This window comes from Rahnella sp. PCH160 (assembly GCF_047784855.1).
GTDB lineage: Bacteria > Pseudomonadota > Gammaproteobacteria > Enterobacterales > Enterobacteriaceae > Rahnella.
The window spans coordinates 3183408-3204567 of sequence record NZ_JBLOGT010000001.1; the positions used below are offsets into that span (position 1 = coordinate 3183408).

The window sequence follows — 21160 nt, forward strand, 5'->3', positions numbered from 1 at the left end:
TGCGCTTCCGATGAACAGAGAATACACGTAAACTAATTTGTTCAACAATGAGGTGGATTGACTTTCACTGTCACGATTTAGTTGACAATAATTCACGGTATTCCTCAGGGCGAAACTGACATGCAGATTGAAGATCTCCGTATTTTTGTGGCGGTGGTAAAAGCCGGGAATTTCACCGCAGCGGCCGAACAGTTGTTGCTGTCCAAACAATACGTCAGCCGCAGGATGGCCGCGCTGGAAGCCTCACTGAGCGTCAGGCTGCTTAACCGCAATACGCGCAAACTGTCGGTGACCGAATCCGGCCAGCTTTTTGCGCAACACGCGCAGCGCATTCTCGACGATATCGAAGAAGCCGAAAGGGCGGTTTCGCCTAAACGCCAGGCGTTGCAAGGCTCTTACCGCATCAGCATTCCGATGTCATTTGGCATCAGCCATCTCTCGCCGCTGATTGCAGAATTCTTACGGCAAAATCCGGCGATTCAGTTTCAGGTGGAACTGGTGGACAGGTATGTCGATCTGGTGGGCGAAGGGTTTGATATCGCCATTCGCATTGGCAATCTGGCGGATTCCTCGCTGGTGGCGCGCCGCCTCGGGCAGCTTAAGCGCGTCATCTGTTGCAGCCCCGGTTATCTCGAACGGCGTGGCACGCCGGAAACGCCGGATGATTTACTTCAGCACGATTGCCTGCGTTATGGCCGCGAAGGGCAAAATGGCTGGGAACTGGAGCGCCACGGCAAGCTGCGGATTTTCGACGTGCGCGGGCCGGTGCTGAGTAACAACGGCGAAGTGCTGCGCGACGCCGCCATTTCCGGGCTGGGCATTGTATTGCTGCCCGAATTTATCGTTGGCCCGGCGCTCGAAAACGGTTCGCTGGTGAGGATCCTCGACGGCTTCCAGCCCGGTTCGCTGAGTCTGCATGCGCTCTATCCGCAACACCGCCAGCGCAGTGAAGTTACCCGCGTGTTTCTCGATTTCTTACAGGACAGGCTGAAAGCGCAGCGGGTGTCGTAAGGTTTGCCGGCCACATGGGCTAAAACCTTGGGCTTGCCGCCCAAACTGGCTAAAACCTTGGGCTCGCCGCCCAAACCCACAAGACCTTGGGTTACCACCCAAACCCACAAGACCTTGGGTTGCCACCCAAACTGGCCTTAAGAGGCGCCTATCGCCGCGCCTCTTAAGAATCTCCGGCTCTTTAACTGCGCGCTATCGCTGGCTGGCTATGTTTCAGATGCCACAGCTATTGCCGCAAAATCCCGCCGCTGCGCGGTTCCCTTCACTCGGGTTACAAACCGCGCGAAAAGATACGCGGTTTTCCACCTCTCGCTTTGGCGTGATTTTTGAAAGCGGCCACAAACTTTCCAATTCGCAACCTCACTGCTGATTGTTATCCAAAATGCCGTGGAATTTAGATAAGCCTTGGCCGCTATCAGAAAGCTTGCTGAGTGAGTGTTTCGAGACCGCAAGGCTCGAAGACCGAAATGAAGGAACCGCGTAGCGGCAAGTTTTCGCGGCAATAGCGGTGGCATCTGAAACAGTGCCAGCGAGCGGAGCGCGTGTTGAAAAAGACGTGGAGAGCCCAGAGAGGGCCCGTCCTGGCCCTCTCTGGTCGGTTTCGGCGCGAGCCGCTGAGTGATACCCGTTATTGAAAAACCGAAACGTTCTCGGTCATGGCCCTCACGGCGAGTGAAAAACCGAAACGTTCTCTGTCTGTCGGGCCAGTTTGTGCGGCGAGCCGGCAGATTAAAAACGAAAACTGAACAGAATCAGGCAAGGATTACGGAGGACTGTGGCTTGTGGCTTTGAGGGTAAATTCTATAGTAAAGGGGTCACTATCAACTCAGGAGTTTACCGATGAAAACTGTTGGATTTGCAGCATACGATCCGAAAAAGCCGCTGGCACCTTACGCATTTGAACGTCGCGGCCTGCGTGAAAATGATGTCGCCATGGAAATTTTGTATTGTGGCGTCTGCCATTCTGATTTGCATACCGCCAGAAATGACTGGGGCTGGAGTTATTATCCGATTGTTCCCGGCCATGAAATCGTCGGGCGCGTGACGCAAATTGGCAATCAGGTCACCCGTTACAAAGTGGGCGACCACGTTGCTGTCGGTTGTCTGGTGGACAGTTGTCAGGAATGTGACCAGTGTAAGAAGGGCGAAGAACAGCTGTGTCGCGAAGGGAACACCGGCACCTACGCGGGTTACGACCGTTTCACCAAAGAGCCTACGCAGGGCGGATATTCCAAGCATTTAGTGGTGCGTGAGGAGTTTTGCCTGCGTATGCCGGAAGGGTTAGACCTCTCCAAAGCCGCGCCGCTGCTGTGCGCCGGTATCACCACCTGGTCGCCGCTGAAAACCTGGAATGTCGGGCCGGGCAGCCGCGTTGGTGTCATTGGTCTGGGCGGACTGGGTCACATGGCCGTTAAACTGGCCGTCGGGCTGGGTGCAGATGTCACCGTGCTGAGCCGTTCTAATGCTAAAGAAGCCGACGCACTGGCGCTGGGCGCAAGCCGTTTGCTGGTCAGCGCAGACAGCGACGCCATGGCGCAGGCGCACGACCATTTCGATTTGATTATCGATACCGTGCCGGTCAAACACGACATCACGCCGTACATGTCGTTGCTGGATGTGGACGCGACGCTGGTGCTGGTCGGTCAGGTCGGGCCGATGGAAGAGTTCAATACCGTGCCGCTGCTGCTGGGCCGTCGCCGTGTGGCGGGTTCGCCAATCGGCGGGATCCGCGAAACGCAGGAAATGCTCGATTTCTGCGCCGAGAAAAACATCCTGCCGGACTGCGAGATGATCCGTATGGATGAAATCAACGCGGCATTTGAACGTATGGAAAAAGCAGATGTTCGCTACCGTTTTGTCATTGATATGGCCTCGCTGGAAGCCCCTGCGGCAGTGTAATTGCGTGTGAATTAGGCAAAAAAATGGCCCTGCAAAGGGTAATGCCAGTCAGTTAAGCAACTGACTGGCTTTTTTCCTGTGCTTTTGGATACTTCCGGGGTCTTTCCTTCACCACTCTCGGAAAGGCCCTTTCTCTTCTTATCGGCAGCTTCACCATCTGCGCCATACTCTCCAGATTACGCAACAGTTCGGGGATCCGGCCCGGAGATGCGCCCTGAAGCGTCATTAACATCCTCATCACCAGACTGCACGAGTCTGAGAAGCTTAGCTGATTCGGCCAGTAACCCTTTAGGGTTTTAGACATCTTAATCATCTGATAACGAACAAGATTATAGGCTAGTAATACCCCCCATAACTCCTGCTCGACAAGTTCTGGTTTTTTACTTCTCAGCGTTAACCGACTCAGTAACATCGTCTGCTTAATTTCACGATAACCCAGTTCGATTTCCCAACGGTGGCCGTAGAGATCGGCCATTTCCCCCCCGGGTACCGCATGGCATCTGTCATTGAGGTCAGCAGATGGCAGACTTTGCCTTTACGGGTAAACGTCAGAAGGCGAGCCGTCATTTCCTCCCCCAGATCAGGCCACTTTTTCCGGGCCTGAGGACTGGTTTTCATCCTTATCAGATGATCGCCTTTACCGAGTTTTCGCACCTCTTCGTACTGCGCTCCTTTTTTCAACGGGATCATCCAGTGACGGCTCTCTCCCGCCTGATGCCAGGCATTCAGCAGCCCCAGAGAATAATAACCTTTATCGAGTAAAGTCAGTGTGTTATCGCCTGTTTGTTCTATCAGTTTTTCTGCCAGCGTATATTCGCTTTCTTTCATCGTACCGAAGGCGGCAGCCGTAAGCAGGTGGCTGGTCAGTTCCATCTGGCAGACCATTTTCACCTGCGGATAAAGCCCCGGTTGCCCGGCATAGGTCTGTCGCGGGAAAGCCACATCATTTTCTGGTGTATCCTGGGTTCGCCAGACGACACCGTCCACCGCCAGTAATGTCAGACCACACCAGTGTGGATGGGTGACGGAGTTGTGCCACACCTGTGCCGTTTGGGTAAACACGCGGCGAACGGCATCACTTCCCAGGCGCTGGCGGGCCTGGATAACGGCGCTTGGGGCAACGAAGGGCCGGTTGCCGGGGAGCATAATATCCAGACGGTTCACGATTTGGTGGAGGGGTTCTTCGCGTTCGAGCGCCATGCCAATGATGCACCAGACCATCATTTCCAACGGGAGACGGCGTTTACGCAGCGTGACGGAACCTGACTCGGCCAGACAGCGGGAGACAAGGTCGGGATCCAGAACATCACCGAGAGAAGTCAGAGGGTTACGGGTAGAGTCGTAGCAGGAAACGAGCTCAAGAGCCTGAGCAATGCGCATAAAAAAAATCCAGAAACGAAGAACGTTTCTGGATTTTTACACAGCCACTGGATCGTTCAACTGATCCTTAACTGATCGGCATTACCCTGCAAAGGGCCATACTTCTTTCAGGCCGATGTCAGCACCGGCCTTCTTCTCAGCGGCACGGTGATGAAAATCAGGCAGGCGACGACCAGCCCGATACCAGTCCAGCCCATTGCAGGCAGGTGTTCACCGACAATCAGCACCGCCAGCACCGCCGCCACCGCAGGCTCGAGCAGCGTGATGGTGGTCGCCAGGCTGGCCGGAATGCGTGCCAGCGCATAACCAAAACACACATAACCGGTAAACATCGGGATCAGCGCCATGTAAGCGCCAACCGCCGCGTTATTCCACGACGCCAGCAAAGGCGCGCCGGTCACGAATAACACTGGCATCAGCATCAGACCGCCGAGGCCAAACGTTGCGCCCATCGACACACGCGACGGCACGCCGCGCTGCATCAGCTGCCGCGCCGCCCACGCGTAAAGGGCGTAAGTCAGCCCGGCAACCAGACCGAGCGCCATGCCTGCCAGCGCGTGCGGTTGCTGGCCGGAAAGGGCGTGCGTACTGCTCTCCGCCAGGCATAACAGCACCATACCCGCGACGCCGATGGCCGCGCCCGTCATCCAGCGGCGTGTTAAACGCTGGCCTTCGAGAAAATATTCAATCAGCGCAGAAAGCAGCGGGGCGGAGCCGATGGAAATCACCGTCCCCACGGTCACGCCTGCAAGATGCATCGAGGCATAAAAAGCCAGCGGATAGATGCCCACCGACAGGCCGCCGGTCAGTAAAATCCGCCAGTGTAAAGACAGCGTCCGGCGGTGTCTGAGAATGCCGCGTGCGGCAATCGCTGCCTGTAAAAGGCCGCCAATCCCCATTGCTACCGCACCAATCGCCAGCGGGCTGACCTGCGGGGCAAACGTGGCCGCCGTGCCCGTCGAGCCCCATAATACCGAGGCAAAAACCACAGCCAGAATCCCAAGTAAACGTTCTGCAGATGTACTGATCACGGCGCCTCCATCATGGCTTCGGCCATTGCCATCGCCTGACGCACGCAGGCGCCGTTCCCTTCCAGCCCGGCGCGGGAAATCGCCCCTTCGAGCAGGAATGAAAAATGCCGCGCCAGTAATTGCGCCTTCGCTTCATCGTCAGCAAAAAGCGCCAGCAAATGGGCGGTCACGATGGATTCCACCTGTTCTTTGTGGCCGCGCACCGCCAGTCTTCCGGGTGCACCGGCGGGGAGTTCAGCGGCGGCGTTCAGCAGCCCGCAGCCCCGGAATCCGCGCTCGTAGGCAAATTCGGCGTGATCGTCATAGGCACGGAAAACCGCCAGTACTTTTTCCTTCGGGCCGGACGCTTCCTGTTCACGTCGCGCATACAGCGCCAGCCATTCGTCGTGGCGAACCGTAATGTACGTCGCGACCAGTTCCGCTTTGGATTCAAAATTGTTGTAGAGGCTTTTTTTCGCCACGCCCGCTCTTTTCACGATGGCGTCAATGCCCGTGGCGGCAATACCGTCGTTATAAAACAGGACGCGTGCAGCACCGAGCAGGCGGTCGCGGGCACTTTCCGGTGGCGTTTCTGGGTGTGACATAGCGTAGTTCTTCCTGGTCTGTTATCGAGTAGGTAGCCCAGTCTACCTACCCAAGTTCCAAAAAGAAAGAAAACGGAAAGCCCGGCGTTCTGAAAAGCGAAGACATTACCCGTGCCTTTATCAGGGGAAAAGGCCATAATCCGGTAAAAGCCGTGAAGAGACAGCAGGTTGAAGTTGTCCGGCGTACCGCATTGTCGTTAACTTTAGAAGGAATAAAACATGCTTCATGAGTGGCTGAATGCCCTGCATATTATCGCAGGGATATTGTGGTTGAGCGGAATGCTGGCGATGGCGCTGGTTTCCATCACGTTTTCTAAAACTGCAGATAGGCAGGATAACGCGGGCAAAGCGGCATTACTCGACACCGTCCGCAAATGGAACCGCTGCGTCACCAGCCCGGCGATGATTGTGCTGTGGATTGCCGGGATTGTGATGATTGTCAGCCACGGGCAGATCCCGCACGCGTGGCTGCTGATTAAAATCGGGGTGGTGTTCTTCCTTTCCGCGTTACACGGTTTGCTCTCCGGCGATTTACGCAAACGTGCCACCGGCCAGCCGGTAAAAAATTTCGCGTTACTGCGCAATGCCGCCGGGATCATCGCAATCTGCGTGATCGTCATCGGGATATTGGCGGTCATCCGGCCTTTCTAGACCGCTTCAATCGCCATTTACATAGTCCACGCTACGGCGTGGATTTTTTTTGTCTTGCCTGTTTATTAATAATATAAATCTCAAGCTTTATAACGAAATGCCGATATTGCTGCTTTAGGAAATTTTATGGGTTTGAAAGGACAAAGACATGATAAAGCGATGTATTTTGATAATTTGTGTTTTATTTGTGAGCGGTTGTTCCCAGAAAGATATGTTTAACTTTAACAAGGAAGCGACCTTCCGACACTGGGAAATGTATAACGTCCCGGATATGACGTTCACCAATTACAATCCGCATTCTAAAGTGACCAAAAAGAATAATCCGCTGCTGCTTCAGACCGATGATGATGACACTTACATCATGTTCATTACCGGGCAGTACGAAACGTATTATGAAATCGGGCATCTGGGGAAAATTACGCGGGTTAATTTCGCTGACAAACTCAGCGTTTTCACCACCTATTTGTCCTGGGCGGCGTTACCTGAAAATGAGCGCGCCACGCAGGCAGAAATTATCAATAAGCGCCCTGAATTCGTGAAAGCCGAAATGCAGGTCGCGGTTTCTCCTGTTGATAATAAAACACCGGTGCTGATCGACTTGTTCAATCACAACAATGTGCTGGCGAAGGCGATGAACGGCACAGAGTTGCTGATTTTCACTGTGCGTGATGTCGAACGCCTGATGTTTATCGCTCAAACCTGGAAAGCTAAACAGCTGACGTTGAAAAACCCGTATAAATCCTGACCGCATCAGTTCGTTATTGAAAGGACTTACGGCCTGAAACCCGTATAAACAGAAGCATAAAAAAACCACGCCTTGACGTGGTTTTTTTACGATCAAATGTGCTGCTTATTTTTTCTTATAAACGTCAGCGGTACCGTGGATTTTATTGTTGGTATTGCCGGAGGTTAATACAAATACATCGCCGCCTTTTTTATCGGCTTTTTTAGACAAATCTTCCAGCGCGCCAGACTGAGATGTTTTATTTGACGTGGTGACAGAACCGACTTTGGTGTATTGCGAGGCGACTTTTTCAAAATCTGTTTTCTTCAAAAGCTGTGCTGAAAATGCGCTAAAGGAAAGACCACCGGTTAAAGCCACTGCCAACAATGCGTGAGATATTTTCATTTTTTGCCTCAGAAGGATGAATACCGGAAACCCGGCAGAATAAGCCTGTCAATAATTACCCTGTTAAGTGATAAGCCGGAGCAAAAACAGCGGTTTACCACGTGATTTAAGTAATAGACAAGGAACGTGATTATTACAAGGCGTAATGAATATTCTTTAATGATTATCCTGCCGTGTTATTCACCTGTTAATGACCCTACAAAAATTGTTTCATTGCTAATAATTATCTTTGAACCTGATCACATTTATGGTTTTCACCCGCCGCCAACGATTGTCAGATGCAAAAATCCCTCTGATAATGTTACCGATAACATGTTACCGGTAACATTACTCATTCAGAGACAGTGCCAGGAGCGTAGTCGTGAGCCATAACCAGAACAACAACCAAAACAATAATCGTATTTATATCTTCATGGGCGTGTCAGGCAGCGGCAAATCCGCTGTGGCCAACGCCGTTTCACACCAGCTATCCGCCGGTTTTCTTGACGGCGATTTTCTGCACCCGCGCAGCAATATTTCAAAAATGGCCGCGGGTGAAGCGCTCAACGATGATGACCGCGCGCCGTGGCTGGCGGCACTCAATGATGCGGCATTCGCCATGCAGCGAACCAATAACGTCTCGATCATCGTGTGTTCCGCGCTGAAAAAACGTTACCGCGACCGCCTGCGGGCAGGGAACGGCAATCTGTCGTTTATCTATCTGCAAGGCGATTTCCCGGTCATCGAGGAACGCATGGCAGCGCGGAAAGGCCATTTTTTTAAGTCACAAATGCTGATTTCTCAGTTCGCCGCGCTCGAACAGCCCGGAGCGGAAGAGCGCGATGTGATCACCATCAATATCAATCAGCCACTTGACGGTGTGATCGCAGAAACCCTGCAACATATTCAAAGTTTTCAGCAACAGGAGCATTGCGCGTGAATACAGTAACGTTAGTCGGGACAGCGGTCGGATCAGTTTTACTGCTGCTGTTCCTGGTCATGAAAGTCCGCATGCACGCCTTTGTGGCGCTGATGCTGGTGTCAATCGCCGCCGGGATTTTCTCCGGTATGCCCATTGATACCATCGCCGACACCATGCAAAAAGGCATGGGCAGCACGCTCGGTTTTCTGGCGATTGTGGTAGCGCTGGGCGCGATGTTTGGCAAGATCCTGCATGAAGTCGGCGCTCTCGATCAAATTGCGGCCCATTTACTGAATCGTTTCGGGAAAAGCAAAGCCCATTACGCCCTCGGGATTGCCGGGCTGGTGTGCGCGTTGCCGCTGTTTTTTGACGTCGCGATTGTCCTGCTGATCGGCATTGTGTTTGCCGTTGCGCGCCGTACTGACGGCAATATCGTGAGGCTGGCGATCCCGTTATTTGCCGGTGTGGCTGCCGCCGCGTGTTTCCTGCTTCCGGGTCCGGTGCCGATGCTGCTGGCATCACAACTCAACGCGGATTTTGGCTGGATGATTGCCATCGGTCTGGTCGCTGCCATTGTCGGTATGCTGATCGCAGGCCCGCTGTACGGCAACTTCATCAGCCGTTACGTGAGCTGGCCGATGCCGGTGGAAGAAAATGCGCCAACGCTGAATAAAGACAATCTGCCGTCTTTCGGTTTCAGTCTGGCGCTGATTTTGTGCCCGCTGGTGCTGGTGGGGATGAAAACCATCGGCGCGCGTTTCGTGACGCAAGGTTCGCATTTGCAGCAATGGCTGGAATTTATCGGCCACCCGTTTACCGCCATTCTAATTGCCTGCCTGATTGTGATTTACGGTCTGGCAAAACCGCGCGGCATGACCAACGAACAAACCCTCGCCATCTGTTCTGCTGCCGTCCAGCCGGCCGGGATCATCCTGCTGATGACCGGTGCGGGCGGCGTGTTCAAACAAATTCTGGTGGATTCGGGCGTCGGCCCGGCTATCGGTGACGCCATGATCGGCACCGGTTTGCCTATCGCCGTAGCCTGTTTTGCGCTGGCTGCCGTGGTGCGCGTGATTCAGGGGTCGGCGACCGTCGCCTGCCTGACCACCGTCGGTCTGGTGCTGCCGGTGACACACCAGCTCGGGCTGAACGGCGGACAACTCGCGGCGCTGGCAATCTGCATTACCGGTGGTTCTATCGTGCTGAGCCACGTGAACGACGCCGGTTTCTGGTTGTTCGGTAAATTTACCGGTGCCAGTGAACTGCAAACGCTGAAAACCTGGACGGTGATGGAAACCCTGCTGGGTACCACCGGCGGGATCATCGGCATGATTGCTTTCACGATGCTTTAAGAAAAGGAGAACGAGATGATTAACGAAACAGTATCGCGCGTCACGCAGCGGATCATTGAACGCTCGGCACTGACCCGGGAAGCGTATCTGGCCCGCATGGAATCTGCCCGTTCGAAAACGGTACACCGCGCGCAACTGGCCTGCGGCAATCTGGCGCACGGCTTTGCGGCCTGCCAGCCGGATGAAAAGAACGCCCTGAAAAATATGGTGCGCAGCGACATTGCGATTATCACTGCCTACAACGACATGCTCTCCGCACATCAGCCTTACGAGCATTATCCGCAGCGCCTGAAAGACGCGCTGAAATCTGTCGGCGCGGTCGGGCAGGTGGCGGGCGGCGTACCGGCAATGTGTGACGGTGTCACGCAAGGTCAGGACGGTATGGAACTGTCGCTGATGAGCCGCGATATTATCGCGATGTCAGCCGCCATTGGGTTGTCGCACAACATGTTTGATGGCGCGCTGTACCTCGGGATTTGCGACAAAATCGTGCCGGGATTAGTCATGGCGGCGCTGTCCTTCGGGCACCTTCCGGCGGTCTTTATTCCGGCCGGGCCGATGAGCACCGGTTTGCCGAACAAAGAAAAAGTCCGCGTTCGCCAGCTGTACACCGAAGGCAAAGTCGATCGTCAGGCGCTGCTGGAAGCGGAAGCCGCGTCGTATCATGGCATCGGCACTTGCACGTTTTATGGCACGGCCAATACCAATCAGATGGTGATGGAAGTCATGGGGCTGCATCTGCCGGGGTCGTCATTTGTACCGCCGGACACCGCATTGCGCGGTGCGCTGACTGATTCGGCGGCGCGTCAGGTGACGCGACTGACCGAAACCAGCGGCAACTATCAGCCGCTCGGCCAGATGGTGAATGAGAAAACCGTGGTGAACGGAATGGTCTCTCTGCTGGCGACCGGCGGTTCCACCAATCTGACCATGCACATGGTGGCGATGGCGCGCGCGGCGGGCATCATCATCAACTGGGATGATTTCTCTGAGCTGTCGGACGCCGTGCCGTTGCTGTGCCGCATTTACCCGAACGGCCCGGCGGATATCAACCAGTTCCAGGCTGCCGGTGGCGTGCCGCTGGTGGTGCGCGAACTGCTCAAATATGGGCTGTTGCATCAGGATGTCAGCACCGTGGCCGGTTTCGGGCTGGAACGTTACACGCAGGAACCGTGGCTGGATAACGGCGAACTGGCGTGGCGCGAAGGCGCAGAAAGTTCGCTGGATACAAACGTGATCGCCCGCGTTTCCGCGCCGTTTGAACATCACGGCGGCACCAAAGTGTTGTCCGGCAATCTGGGGCGCGCGGTGATGAAAACTTCGGCGGTACCGGCGGATAACCAGATTATCGAAGCGCCCGCGGTGGTCTTTGAAAGTCAGCATGACATCGTGCCCGCGTTCGAGGCCGGAAAGCTTAACCGCGATTGCGTGGTGGTGGTGCGTTTTCAGGGGCCGCAGGCCAACGGAATGCCGGAGTTACACAAATTAATGCCGCCGCTCGGCGTGTTAATGGATCGCGGGTTTAAAGTGGCGCTGGTCACCGATGGCCGCTTGTCAGGCGCATCCGGCAAAGTGCCGTCGGCTATCCACGTCACGCCGGAAGCGTATACCGGCGGTATGCTGGCGAAAGTGCAGGACGGCGACATCATCCGCGTGAATGGCCGCACCGGCGAGCTGGCGTTACGGGTGGACGACGCCGAACTGGCGCTACGTACTGCGTACCAGCCCGATCTGAGTGACGAACATACCGGCTGTGGCCGTGAGCTTTTCGGTGCCTTACGCAGCCAGCTTTCCGGCGCGGAACAGGGCGCGTGCTGTATCAAATTTTAATGTCTGAGAATTGAAACAAGAGAAAACAATGATGAAAAACTGGAAAACGAGCGCTGAACAAATCCTGACATCTGGCCCGGTTGTGCCGGTGATTGTCATCAACAAACTGGAACACGCGGTACCGCTGGCGAAAGCGCTGGTCGCCGGGGGCGTTCGCGTTCTGGAAGTCACGCTGCGTACCGCCTGTGCGATGGACGCGATCCGTGCGATTGCCAGAGACGTGCCGGACGCGATTATTGGCGCGGGCACCGTGCTGAACGCGCAGCAGTTGAAAAACGTTACCGACGCGGGCGCGCAGTTTGCCATCAGCCCCGGTCTGACGGATGATCTGCTGAAAGCGGCCACCGCCGGGACTATCCCGCTGATCCCGGGGATTTCTACCGTTTCAGAACTGATGCTGGGGCTGGATCACGGGTTGCGTGAATTTAAATTCTTCCCGGCGGAAGCCAGCGGTGGCGTGAAAGCGTTGCAGGCGATTGGCGGCCCGTTCCCGCAGGTGCGTTTCTGCCCGACCGGCGGTATTTCTCCGAAGAACTACCGTGATTATCTGGCGCTGAAAAGTGTGCTGTGTATTGGCGGCTCGTGGCTTGTGCCAGCGGACGCGCTGGAAAGCGGCGATTATGCGCGTATCACCGAACTGGCGAAAGAAGCCGTTGCCGGTGCAAAAGCGTAACGAATAAACGTAGCAATAAAACGTAAATAGAAAAACAGGCCCGCAGAAAGAGATTTCTGCGGGCTTTCTTTTTACTTTATACCTGAATAGACCAGACCACCGGTACCGGGTTAAATACGTGCTGTAGTTTTTCCTTTTAAAATGCATCTGTTGTTAACGCTGCCTTTCGGATATTAAAGAGCGCCTCGCGCAAGTTCTTATTAATCCAAAAATAAACAGAGCTAACGCTGTTCTCTGAAAAGGTTAATCACACTTCGTCAATGAATACGGGTTAATGAAGAAGATTATAAAGTAAAGTGTCTGATTACCCATTGTGCAATTGACCGGCTTTACCGGGTGAATAACGGAACTTTTATGGCATATGAAATATAAAGTGTGACTCGCATCACTATTTTTGTCGGGTAACCATGAAGCGATAATTTGATGTTATTTCTAGGTTATCGTAATGTGAGAATGCAAAGTAAAATAATAAAATTTGCCGCGAATGATTGGGCGTCTGCACAGTGTTATCTCGAACTCTCTTTCCTATACTGATTTAACCCTCTGAAGGTCACCTTAAATCACATTCATTGCGTCAACAATACGGGTGAATTAAGGGCGTTATTTACCAAAAAAATGCCAAAAGGATTTTTTATTTTAACAGGGATAGCAAACCTCCGGTTTCTGCATTTCACACTTTGACTGAGAATGTTTCAAAGCGTGCTGATCCCGGAAAGTGTTACAGAGAGGGATAACATGAGTGTTGAATCTGTGGCGTCAGGAAATAAAAAGACGCATGTCCGTTACATTATTTTGCTGATTATTTTTATTATTACCGCCGTGAATTATGCCGACCGCGTGACGTTATCGATAGCCGGAACAGAAGTGTCTAAAAGTCTGGGATTAGACGTTGTCGACCTCGGCAAAATATTCTCTGCCTTTGGTATTTCCTACCTGCTGATGCAACTGCCCGGCGGCTGGCTGCTTGACCGGTTTGGCACCATCAAAGTTTATACTTACAGCCTGTTTTTCTGGTCGTTCTTTACGCTGGTGCAGGGCTTTGTCGGCTGGTTCCCGGTGGCGTACGCTGTGGGTTCGCTGTTCCTGCTGCAATTCCTGTTAGGTTTTGCGGAAGCCCCGGCATTTCCGGCTAACGCCCGTATGGTGGCGGCGTGGTTCCCGACGCGTGAACGCGCCACGGCGTCCTCTATATTCAATGCGGCGCAGTATTTCTCGCTCGCCATTTTCTCGCCATTCCTCGGCTGGCTGACTTACGCCTGGGGATGGGAAAACGTGTTTGTGGTGATGGGTGTGATTGGTTTTGTGCTGACGTTGTTCTGGGTGAAGTTTGTCCGTAATCCGCTTGACCATCCGGGCGTTTCCGCCAGCGAGCTGGACTATATCGAACAGGGCGGCGCGGTGGTGAATATGGATCAGGCGAAATCCAAAAAGGGCAAACAAGGCCCTCAATGGAATTACATTCGTCAGCTTCTGAGCAGCAGAATGATGCTAGGCATTTTCTTCGGCCAATATTTCCTGAACACCATTACCTGGTTTTTCCTGACTTGGTTCCCGATTTATCTGGTACAGGAAAAAGGCATGTCGATCCTGAAAGTCGGCATGATTGCCTCCATTCCGGCCATGTGTGGTTTCTGCGGCGGTATTCTGGGGGGCGTGGTCTCGGATAATTTACTCAAACGCGGCTTCTCATTAACCGCAGCGCGTAAAATCCCGATTGTCTGCGGCATGATTCTGGCGTCCGGGATTATTCTGTGTAATTACACCGATAATAATTTTGTTGTTGTGGCGCTGATGGCGCTGGCCTTCTTCGGCAAAGGTTTCGGTGCGCTGGGCTGGCCAGTGATTGCTGATACGGCACCGAAAGAAATGATCGGCATGTGTGGCGCGATATTCAATATTTTCGGTAATGTTGCTTCCATCGTCACGCCGCTGCTCATTGGTTACCTGGTTAAAAACTTACATTCGTTCAACAGTGCGCTGATCTTCGTTGGCTGCTCTGCGCTGATGTCGATGCTTTGCTATCTGCTGGTGGTCGGCGAAATCAAACGCCTTGAATTTAAGAAAGTGTAAGGCCAAAAAAAGGTGAATGCAGGCGGCCTGCATTCACGCTTTTTTATCTGCGTTGCGTGTAATACCGCGCACTGACTATCCGCAATGTACCCGGTTTCTGCCGCGTCTTTTCGCTTCATACATGGCGGCGTCGGCGTCGTTATACAACGTATCAAAGCTGCTGTTCTGCTTTCCCCAGCTCACGCCCAGGCTCGCCGTCACCAGCTGATTCGGCAGTAAATCCAGCGGCGACGCGTTGAGCAGCGCATGAATATACCCGGCGACAATCACCGACTGGGCTTTGGTATAGCGGGGCAGCAGGATGGTGAACTCTTCGCCACCGACGCGTCCTATGCTGCCTAATTCCGGCACGGATTGCTCGATTCGCCGGATCAACCCGCAAATTACCGCATCGCCTGCCGGATGCCCGTACTGATCGTTAATCGCCTTAAAGTGATCAATATCGAGCAAAATCAGCCCGGCTTCTCCGGTGTTCAGGGCTTTCGTTATCCGGTCAATAATGGCGCTGCGGTTAAAAACCTGGGTCAGCGGGTCGTGCGTAGCCTCATATTCCAGCCGTTCATTAAGCTGGTTCAGGTCCCGCTCGGCGCGATCGCTTCGCCTTATCAGCCGGTAAGATTCATTCATGATCTTCTGATAATGCGCGGTCAGTTTGATCAGCGCGTCGCGGTAAATTTCCGCGTCCAGCCCCGGTGTTTCGGCCAGTTCACGGTTATCCTGCAGGATGGCGCTTTCTGCCGTAAATAACTCATCTAAGCTCGTCATGATAGCTTTCCGAGTGGAGGTGGAATGCGATGGCGGGGAAATCAAGGCTCAGTTCCTGGCCAAATTCTTCTGAAATATCGTCCTCAGGGTCGTAATACCAGTGCAGCGTCGCGGCCAGACCGGCGGCGGCACCGTTATTGAGCGTACTTAACAGGCTGAAAAGCATTTTGGTGCTGGAACTGTTGAAATAACTCAGCGCGACGTGCAGCGTCAGTGAGGAATCTGCGTGCTGAGAAGGGGGCGCCACAAAGCTTTCCAGCGCGGTGATCAGCGGGCGATAAAAGGCTGCCGCATTCTCCGGATAAGACTCACCGGCCAGCGACAAGGTTCGGCCATCAAAATCAAATTCAACTTCCGGCGTGCAGGAAGTCGCAGGGATGCTGATATTGTTCATAGTGATGCGCTCTTTTTAGATGATGGCTTTCAGATGAAAAGTGGAAAGTCCGGAGGCTTCCACCTGACAAAAAGTAAATTCCAGCGGCTCGCTGGCATCGCGTGCGAGGGTGAGCAAGCCAATATTCGCGCCTTTGCTCCACACCGGGCTTTCCGCCCGCAGCGACGCTTTATAAGTGAGCTTGATTTCATCGGCGCTCATGGTTCGGATCGTTTCCAGATGTTCGCGCAGCCGCACAATGTCTTCCGGGCGGATCAGATTGGTGCTTTCGCACACGTACCGGCCATTATCGAAGCCTAATGTGACGGATCCGAAACGCATTTCGTCATCGGCACGCGCCAGCGCACGGCTGTCGGAGGAGTAACGCAGGATGTTTTGCACCATCTCAATAAAGGTGGAAAACAGCTTACGGCGGGTGCTGGAAGACGTTTCATGCTGTTCCAGATACAAGCGGATCACTTCGCCCATCGCGGTAATATTGTTTTGCGAGAAGAATCCGGTGTACTGCAATGCCACCACGTCATAATGCGGCGCACTGAACGATCCGGTGAAAACGGGTTCGCTTGTCATAAATAAACTCTACGGTTGCCGGCCTTAAAGGCCACAATAACGAAAACCTAGAAAAGTCATATCATCACGGCGTTGCTGATGGCCTTGCCAGCCGAGATAGGCTTGCATCAGTGCGGCCGAAAGTTCGGTGACCGGTGCGCAACGGTGCTGTTCGAGCAACGTTTTGACCTTTTTCTTACCAAACATGATGTTGCGTTTACCGCCCACCTGATCGGTGAGGCCATCGGTGAAAATAAACAGTAAATCCTGCGGATTCAGCGGGGTTTCGTGCAGCGTCCAGCGATAATCAGCGGGCGTTTCGGTATACCCGACGCCCATCCGGTCAGCACTGAGCGCCACCGCTTCTTCGCTTTCAGCCGCTAACAGAAACCCGGAAAGGCGCGCGCCGGACCAGATCAGCCGCGCTTCACGCGGGTCAATAAACGCCGCCATCGCGTCGCAGCCGTCGTTAGAGGTGGACGTCTGATTCGACCGTTCGGACTGTCCGAGTGTTTGCTTGATGAAATGATTGACGTGGCCGAGCAGCAAATCCGGGCGATTGGCCGGGCATTGCTGCAAGGATTTATCCAGCGCGGACGACAGAATCACCGTCATAAATGCGCCCGGCACGCCGTGCCCGGTGCAGTCGGCGACAAACAGCAGCCAGCCGCCATCCACCTCATGAAACGCATAGAAATCGCCGCCCACACAGTCTCTCGGCTGCCACACCAGGCTCCAGTCTTTGAGCTGTGCCGCCAGCGTCTGATACGATTTGTTCAGCATGGATTCCTGGATAACGCGCGCATACTCAATGCTTTGCATGATTTGCTGATGCTGCTGAGTCTGCACGTTCGATACCGTTTTGATGACGTCTATCCCCAGGCCCATGCCGATGTAACTGCCGCCGGAGGTGAGAATGAACCCGTCAGTGACCGAGCGGTCGCCGGACTCCACCATTTTCTGCGCCAGCTCATCGAGCGTACTTTCGGAATTAATCACCAGCGGATGCTTATCCATAAAAGCAATGCAGCTTTTCCGGTCATACAATTCGCGAAAATAAGGGCGGGTCATCTGGGAAAGAAAAATATGACGGTTGATCAACCCGAACGGGCGGTTATCTTCCACGACGGGGAGGCTTATCAGCGAAGGGTGCTGCGTGAATAATTCCATCACTTTCAGATTGTCACTTTCCGGGGTAACAAAAGGGACATCAATACACAATTCCCGGGCAGTTAAAGAACGGGAGCTGGGCGTAAATTGTCTTTGCAAATAGCCTGAGCGTTCCATGTTGGCAGATCCGGTCACGATAAAGATGAACAGATTACTGCGGAAATATTTCAGTTTATCGACGTCACTAAGAAAAATCCGAATGACCAATAACAAAAACATTTCCTTACGACGAATACGTTACTTCGCGCTTCACATTTCTCCGCTTTAAGAAAACTTTAATGAAAGCCCTCTAGGATGGGTATTACCTCATTATCGTTTTGCCTTTTTTCTGACGATGTTGACGACCGGAAATCTGGAATACTGACCGGAGTATGTGATGTCACGATATGAACTTGCCAGCACACCAACGCGTTTCCGAAGCCTTTTCCTTTCCGACCTCCATCTTGGTTCACGAAGATGTGAAGCAGAAAAACTCCTGACATTCCTGAAAAACCATGAAGCGGACCATATTTATCTGGTCGGTGACACGTTTGATATCTGGCACCGGCGGGCGGTTCACTGGACGCCGGGCCACGACCTCATCATCGATTTATTGTGCGAACGGGCGAGGCAGGGCGTCCGGGTGATTAACCTGCCGGGAAACCATGATCCGCACAATGAAACGCTCCATCCCGCCCAATCTGTTCTCAACGCACTCATTCCCGGCCACCGTTCAGTGGTTCACACAACCACAGGGGGCAAACGCTATCTGGTGGTTCACGGTGACTGCTGTGATTTCTGGCCGTTGCGGTCTTACACGTTTTCGCGTCTGGGCAGCGGCATTGACTGGCTGCTGCAAGATTCACTGGCGTCCCGCCTGTTCCGGCGAGCCAGCGAAACGCCGGTGTTACGCCTGCTGATCCTGCCGTTTATCCGCACCACTGATCTGTTTGCGCTTCAGGCGCAGCGGGTGATGGAAAAAAGGCTGACCCGTCTGGCGACCGGCGGGGGGTTCGACGGCATTATCTGTGGTCATTTGCATCGTCCCGTTCTGCAACAGCGGCAGGATGTGCTTTACGCCAACTGCGGCGACTGGGTGCAAAACATGAGTGCGATTGCGGAAGACTCACAGGGGCAGTTCGTCATGCTGGACTTCAGGCAACACCCCGCTGCGCAGCCACAGGAATTCGCGGAGCGCATCTCGCCAGAGCATCACAATGAAGGGGTTTCATCATGGCTTTAAGCACCGCAGTCACCGCAACCTTTGGCAGTTTGCTTATGACGTTACAATTCACCTCTCTGGCGATGGCATACTGGCGACTGCGCCGCAGTGAGACGCAGGATAAAGCGCAGGAAACCGCAGAATTTATCGCACTGGTAAGACCGTTGTGCGGGCTTAATGCGTTCGAAGAGGAGACGCTTCGCTCCGGTTTTCATCAGGATTATCCCGCTTACGAAATTGTGTTCTGCGTGGCGTCGCGGTTTGATCCGGTGATCCCGCTGGTGGAAAAGTTGATCGCAGAGTATCCGCATCACCGTGCGCGTTTGCTGGTCGGGGACGACAAAATATCGGCCAACCCGAAGGTCAATAATCTCCATAAAGCGTGGGAAAACACCACCGCCAATGTCGTGGCGATGGCGGACAGCAATCTGCTTTTGCCGCCAGATTATCTGCGTTCGCTGGCGAATACGTTTGATGATGAAACCGGGCTGGTGAGTTCGCCGGCCATCGGCATCCGCCCGGAGAATTTATGGGGCGCAGTCGAGGCCGCGATGCTGAACACCCATCAGGCGCGCTGGCAGTATATGTCTGATTTTCTCGGCAACGGTTTTGCGCAGGGGAAAACGCTGTGCTGGCGGCGTAAGGTGCTCGATAATGGTGGCGGTCTGGCGGCGCTGGGTAATGAACTTGCCGAAGACGTGGCCTCGACAAAACTGGTGCGCCGCGCCGGACTGAAAGTGCGTTTGCCTGCGAGACCTTTTGCACAGCCCGTCGGACATCGCAGTCTGGACGCGGTCTGGAGCAGGCAACTGCGGTGGGCGCGTATCCGCCGGGACGGTTTCTTCTGGTTGTTCGTGCCTGAAATTATGATGGGTTTCCTGCCCGCGCTGGCCGCCGTCATCTGGCTGACCGCCAGCGGTGGTTTGCCGGTGATCGCGCCGTTCGCGCTTTTTGTATTGTGGTTCGGCGGGGAATGGGCGCTGGCAAAAGCGCTCGGCTGGCCGCATCAGCTGAGGGACATTCTGGCGATGTTTCTGCGCGATGTTCTGCTGCCCGCGTTGTGGTTATGGTGCTGGGCAGGGCGCGGATTCTCCTGGCGCGGTAACCTCTCAGGCGGCAACCCTCTTTTTGTTGAAAAACCCCCCGTACCTGCCAGTCAGCAGCCGGGAAAATAAGGACCGTATGTTTGCTCTTGAAACCCTTGAATCACTGATTAAAACGCACGGACTGCTGTTTCTGACACCACTGGCGATTATCGAAGGCCCCGTGGTGACGGTGCTCGCGGGCTACTTTGTCCGCCTCAACTATTTCAGTTTAGCCACGGTTTTAACCGTGGTGATGGCGGGCGAAGTGCTCGGCGATATTCTTTTTTATTCGCTCGGGCGCTGGGTGATCGGGCCGGACGGACAACCGCCCGGCTGGCTGGCGCGCCTCGGGCTGACGCAGCCCAGACTGGAAAAAATGGTGCACAGTTTTGAGCATAAAGGCGGGCGGTTGCTGGTGTTGGCCAAGCTGACGCATTCCGCCGGTGCGCTGGTGCTCACCGGCGCGGGCATGGCGCGTATGCCCGTAATCCCGTTTCTTTTTTACAACATCGTCGCCGCCATTCCCAAGAGCCTGTTTCTGCTGGCGACAGGCTGGATGTTCGGCGACATCATTACGCAGGTGAACAACGGGATCCTGTACGTCTCTCTGGGGCTGTTAATCGTGCTGGTCGCCGCGGGTGTGATATGGCTGAGGTCAAAAGAATGATCACCGTGAGCTGCATTATCCCGGCTCACAACGAAGCGTTGCGCATCGGTAAGGTGCTGGACGCCGTGCGCAATCATCCTCTGTTGTTCGAAATTATCGTGGTGGATGACGGTTCCACGGATAACACCGCAGAGGCGGCGCGGCAAAAGGGCGTTCGCGTGGTCAGCCTGGCGAAAAACAGCGGTAAAAGTCACGCAGTGGCGGAAGGGATTGCGGCGGCGACGGGCAGCCATCTGCTGATGCTGGATGCGGATCTGGTAGGGCTGAGCGAGCGCGATATCACCCGGCTGATTCAGCCGGTGAGTCAGAATCAGGCGGATGTGACCATCAGCCTGAGGCGCAACAGCCCGTGGATCTGGCGGTGTATCAGGCTGGATTATATTTCCGGCGAACGGGTGTTTGCCCGCGACCTGCTGGCAACGCGTCTGGCGGAAATCCGTGCGTTGCCGCATTTTGGGCTGGAAGTCTGGATTAACCGGCTGTGGATTGCCGGCAGATTTCGCGTGCAGGTGGTGAGCTGGCAGGGCGTAATCAGCCCGTACAAGGCCGCCAAAATGGGCTGGCTGCGCGGGTTGATGGCGGATATGTCGATGATGCGGGATATCTTTCGGACCATCAGTGTGCGGGAATCGGTACGACAAATCATCAGCCTGAAACGCCAAAGTCAGGCCTGATTTCCGCCGGAATATGAACGACAATTTTCTGCGCCGCGACCCTCACTTTCAAATCTTACCTGCGCGGTTTTTATTTGGTTACAAATAAAGCAATCTTTACATCATATTCTTATTTCTACATCACTCTGTTGCAAATCCTCATAC

At 54.2% G+C, this 21160-nt stretch carries 20 protein-coding genes and 1 pseudogene; 13 read left to right on the forward strand and 8 right to left on the reverse strand.

Going from position 1 to position 21160, the window contains the following annotated elements; all coding sequences use genetic code 11:
• Positions 1-120: 120 nt before the first annotated feature.
• Together ACM5QY_RS14695 and ACM5QY_RS14700 are read left to right on the forward strand one after the other, a co-directional pair.
• On the forward strand, positions 121-1011 hold the full coding sequence (locus ACM5QY_RS14695; RefSeq protein ID WP_416121495.1) for a LysR family transcriptional regulator: 891 nt from the start codon (positions 121-123) through the stop codon (positions 1009-1011).
• Positions 1012-1851: 840 nt separating this feature from the next.
• A complete protein-coding gene (locus ACM5QY_RS14700) occupies positions 1852-2910 on the forward strand; it encodes an NAD(P)-dependent alcohol dehydrogenase (RefSeq protein ID WP_416121496.1) in 1059 nt (352 codons plus the stop codon).
• Positions 2911-2962: 52 nt separating this feature from the next.
• On the opposite strand, the pseudogene ACM5QY_RS14705 reads toward ACM5QY_RS14700, so the two are convergent.
• The 3 genes and pseudogenes from ACM5QY_RS14705 to ACM5QY_RS14715 form a co-directional block, all read right to left on the reverse strand.
• Positions 2963-4290, reverse strand: a pseudogene (locus ACM5QY_RS14705) (IS4 family transposase).
• Positions 4291-4397: 107 nt separating this feature from the next.
• Positions 4398-5318, reverse strand: a complete 921-nt coding sequence (locus ACM5QY_RS14710; protein WP_416122893.1) for a DMT family transporter — start codon at positions 5316-5318, stop codon at positions 4398-4400.
• A complete protein-coding gene (locus ACM5QY_RS14715) occupies positions 5318-5905 on the reverse strand; it encodes a TetR/AcrR family transcriptional regulator (protein WP_416121497.1) in 588 nt (195 codons plus the stop codon). Before ACM5QY_RS14715 ends, ACM5QY_RS14710 begins: the two co-directional genes overlap by 1 nt.
• 219 nt (positions 5906-6124) lie before the next feature.
• On the opposite strand from ACM5QY_RS14715, the gene ACM5QY_RS14720 reads away from it, so the two are divergent.
• Positions 6125-6556, forward strand: coding sequence for a CopD family protein (locus ACM5QY_RS14720; protein WP_416121498.1), 432 nt, complete (start codon positions 6125-6127; stop codon positions 6554-6556).
• Positions 6557-6767: 211 nt separating this feature from the next.
• Positions 6768-7301, forward strand: a complete 534-nt coding sequence (locus ACM5QY_RS14725) for a hypothetical protein (RefSeq protein WP_416121499.1) — start codon at positions 6768-6770, stop codon at positions 7299-7301.
• Positions 7302-7406: 105 nt separating this feature from the next.
• Here the strand turns inward: ACM5QY_RS14725 and yahO are convergent, their stop codons facing one another.
• A complete protein-coding gene (yahO, locus tag ACM5QY_RS14730; protein WP_416121500.1) occupies positions 7407-7685 on the reverse strand; it encodes a DUF1471 family periplasmic protein YahO in 279 nt (92 codons plus the stop codon).
• A gap of 361 nt (positions 7686-8046) precedes the next feature.
• Here yahO and gntK point away from each other — a divergent pair, with 361 nt between their 5' ends.
• The 5 genes from gntK to ACM5QY_RS14755 all read left to right on the forward strand — a co-directional run bounded on the left by gntK (position 8047) and on the right by ACM5QY_RS14755 (position 14511).
• Complete coding sequence (gene gntK, locus ACM5QY_RS14735) at positions 8047-8604, forward strand: gluconokinase (protein WP_416121501.1); 558 nt, start codon at positions 8047-8049, stop codon at positions 8602-8604.
• Complete coding sequence (gntU, locus tag ACM5QY_RS14740; RefSeq protein ID WP_416121502.1) at positions 8601-9938, forward strand: gluconate transporter; 1338 nt, start codon at positions 8601-8603, stop codon at positions 9936-9938. Before gntK ends, gntU begins: the two co-directional genes overlap by 4 nt.
• A 15-nt stretch (positions 9939-9953) precedes the next feature.
• Positions 9954-11768 (forward strand): phosphogluconate dehydratase, encoded by a 1815-nt coding sequence (edd, locus tag ACM5QY_RS14745; protein WP_416121503.1) that lies wholly within the window; start codon positions 9954-9956, stop codon positions 11766-11768.
• 31 nt (positions 11769-11799) lie between these two features.
• A complete protein-coding gene (locus ACM5QY_RS14750) occupies positions 11800-12441 on the forward strand; it encodes a bifunctional 4-hydroxy-2-oxoglutarate aldolase/2-dehydro-3-deoxy-phosphogluconate aldolase (RefSeq protein ID WP_416122894.1) in 642 nt (213 codons plus the stop codon).
• A 735-nt stretch (positions 12442-13176) separates the two neighbouring features.
• Entirely contained in the window at positions 13177-14511 is a 1335-nt protein-coding gene (locus ACM5QY_RS14755) for an MFS transporter (RefSeq protein WP_416121504.1), read from the forward strand.
• Positions 14512-14586: 75 nt separating this feature from the next.
• Here ACM5QY_RS14755 and ACM5QY_RS14760 read toward each other — a convergent pair whose 3' ends face one another.
• The 4 genes from ACM5QY_RS14760 to ACM5QY_RS14775 are packed head-to-tail and all read right to left on the reverse strand — an operon-like array spanning position 14587 to position 17506.
• The gene (locus ACM5QY_RS14760; RefSeq protein ID WP_416121505.1) at positions 14587-15276 is read right to left on the reverse strand and encodes a GGDEF domain-containing protein; all 690 of its coding nucleotides are present in this window, start codon (positions 15274-15276) and stop codon (positions 14587-14589) included.
• Positions 15260-15670 carry a DUF1987 domain-containing protein gene (locus tag ACM5QY_RS14765; protein ID WP_416121506.1) on the reverse strand — a complete coding sequence of 137 codons (411 nt, stop codon included), beginning with the start codon at positions 15668-15670 and terminating at the stop codon, positions 15260-15262. The genes ACM5QY_RS14760 and ACM5QY_RS14765 overlap by 17 nt, the downstream gene beginning before the upstream one ends.
• Before the next feature lie 15 nt (positions 15671-15685).
• On the reverse strand, positions 15686-16240 hold the full coding sequence (locus ACM5QY_RS14770; protein ID WP_416121507.1) for a SiaB family protein kinase: 555 nt from the start codon (positions 16238-16240) through the stop codon (positions 15686-15688).
• 24 nt (positions 16241-16264) lie between these two features.
• Positions 16265-17506, reverse strand: a complete 1242-nt coding sequence (locus ACM5QY_RS14775) for a SpoIIE family protein phosphatase (protein WP_416122895.1) — start codon at positions 17504-17506, stop codon at positions 16265-16267.
• 259 nt (positions 17507-17765) lie between these two features.
• Here ACM5QY_RS14775 and ACM5QY_RS14780 point away from each other — a divergent pair, with 259 nt between their 5' ends.
• The 4 genes from ACM5QY_RS14780 to ACM5QY_RS14795 are packed head-to-tail and all read left to right on the forward strand — an operon-like array spanning position 17766 to position 21016.
• On the forward strand, positions 17766-18611 hold the full coding sequence (locus ACM5QY_RS14780; RefSeq protein ID WP_416121508.1) for a UDP-2,3-diacylglucosamine diphosphatase: 846 nt from the start codon (positions 17766-17768) through the stop codon (positions 18609-18611).
• Entirely contained in the window at positions 18602-19765 is a 1164-nt protein-coding gene (locus tag ACM5QY_RS14785) for a ceramide glucosyltransferase (RefSeq protein ID WP_416121509.1), read from the forward strand. The genes ACM5QY_RS14780 and ACM5QY_RS14785 overlap by 10 nt, the downstream gene beginning before the upstream one ends.
• A 7-nt stretch (positions 19766-19772) precedes the next feature.
• Positions 19773-20342, forward strand: coding sequence for a DedA family protein (locus ACM5QY_RS14790; RefSeq protein ID WP_416121510.1), 570 nt, complete (start codon positions 19773-19775; stop codon positions 20340-20342).
• Positions 20321-21016: a glycosyltransferase family 2 protein gene (locus ACM5QY_RS14795; RefSeq protein WP_416121511.1), complete on the forward strand. Its 696-nt coding sequence runs from the start codon at positions 20321-20323 to the stop codon at positions 21014-21016. The genes ACM5QY_RS14790 and ACM5QY_RS14795 overlap by 22 nt, the downstream gene beginning before the upstream one ends.
• The last annotated feature ends 144 nt before the right edge of the window (positions 21017-21160 follow it).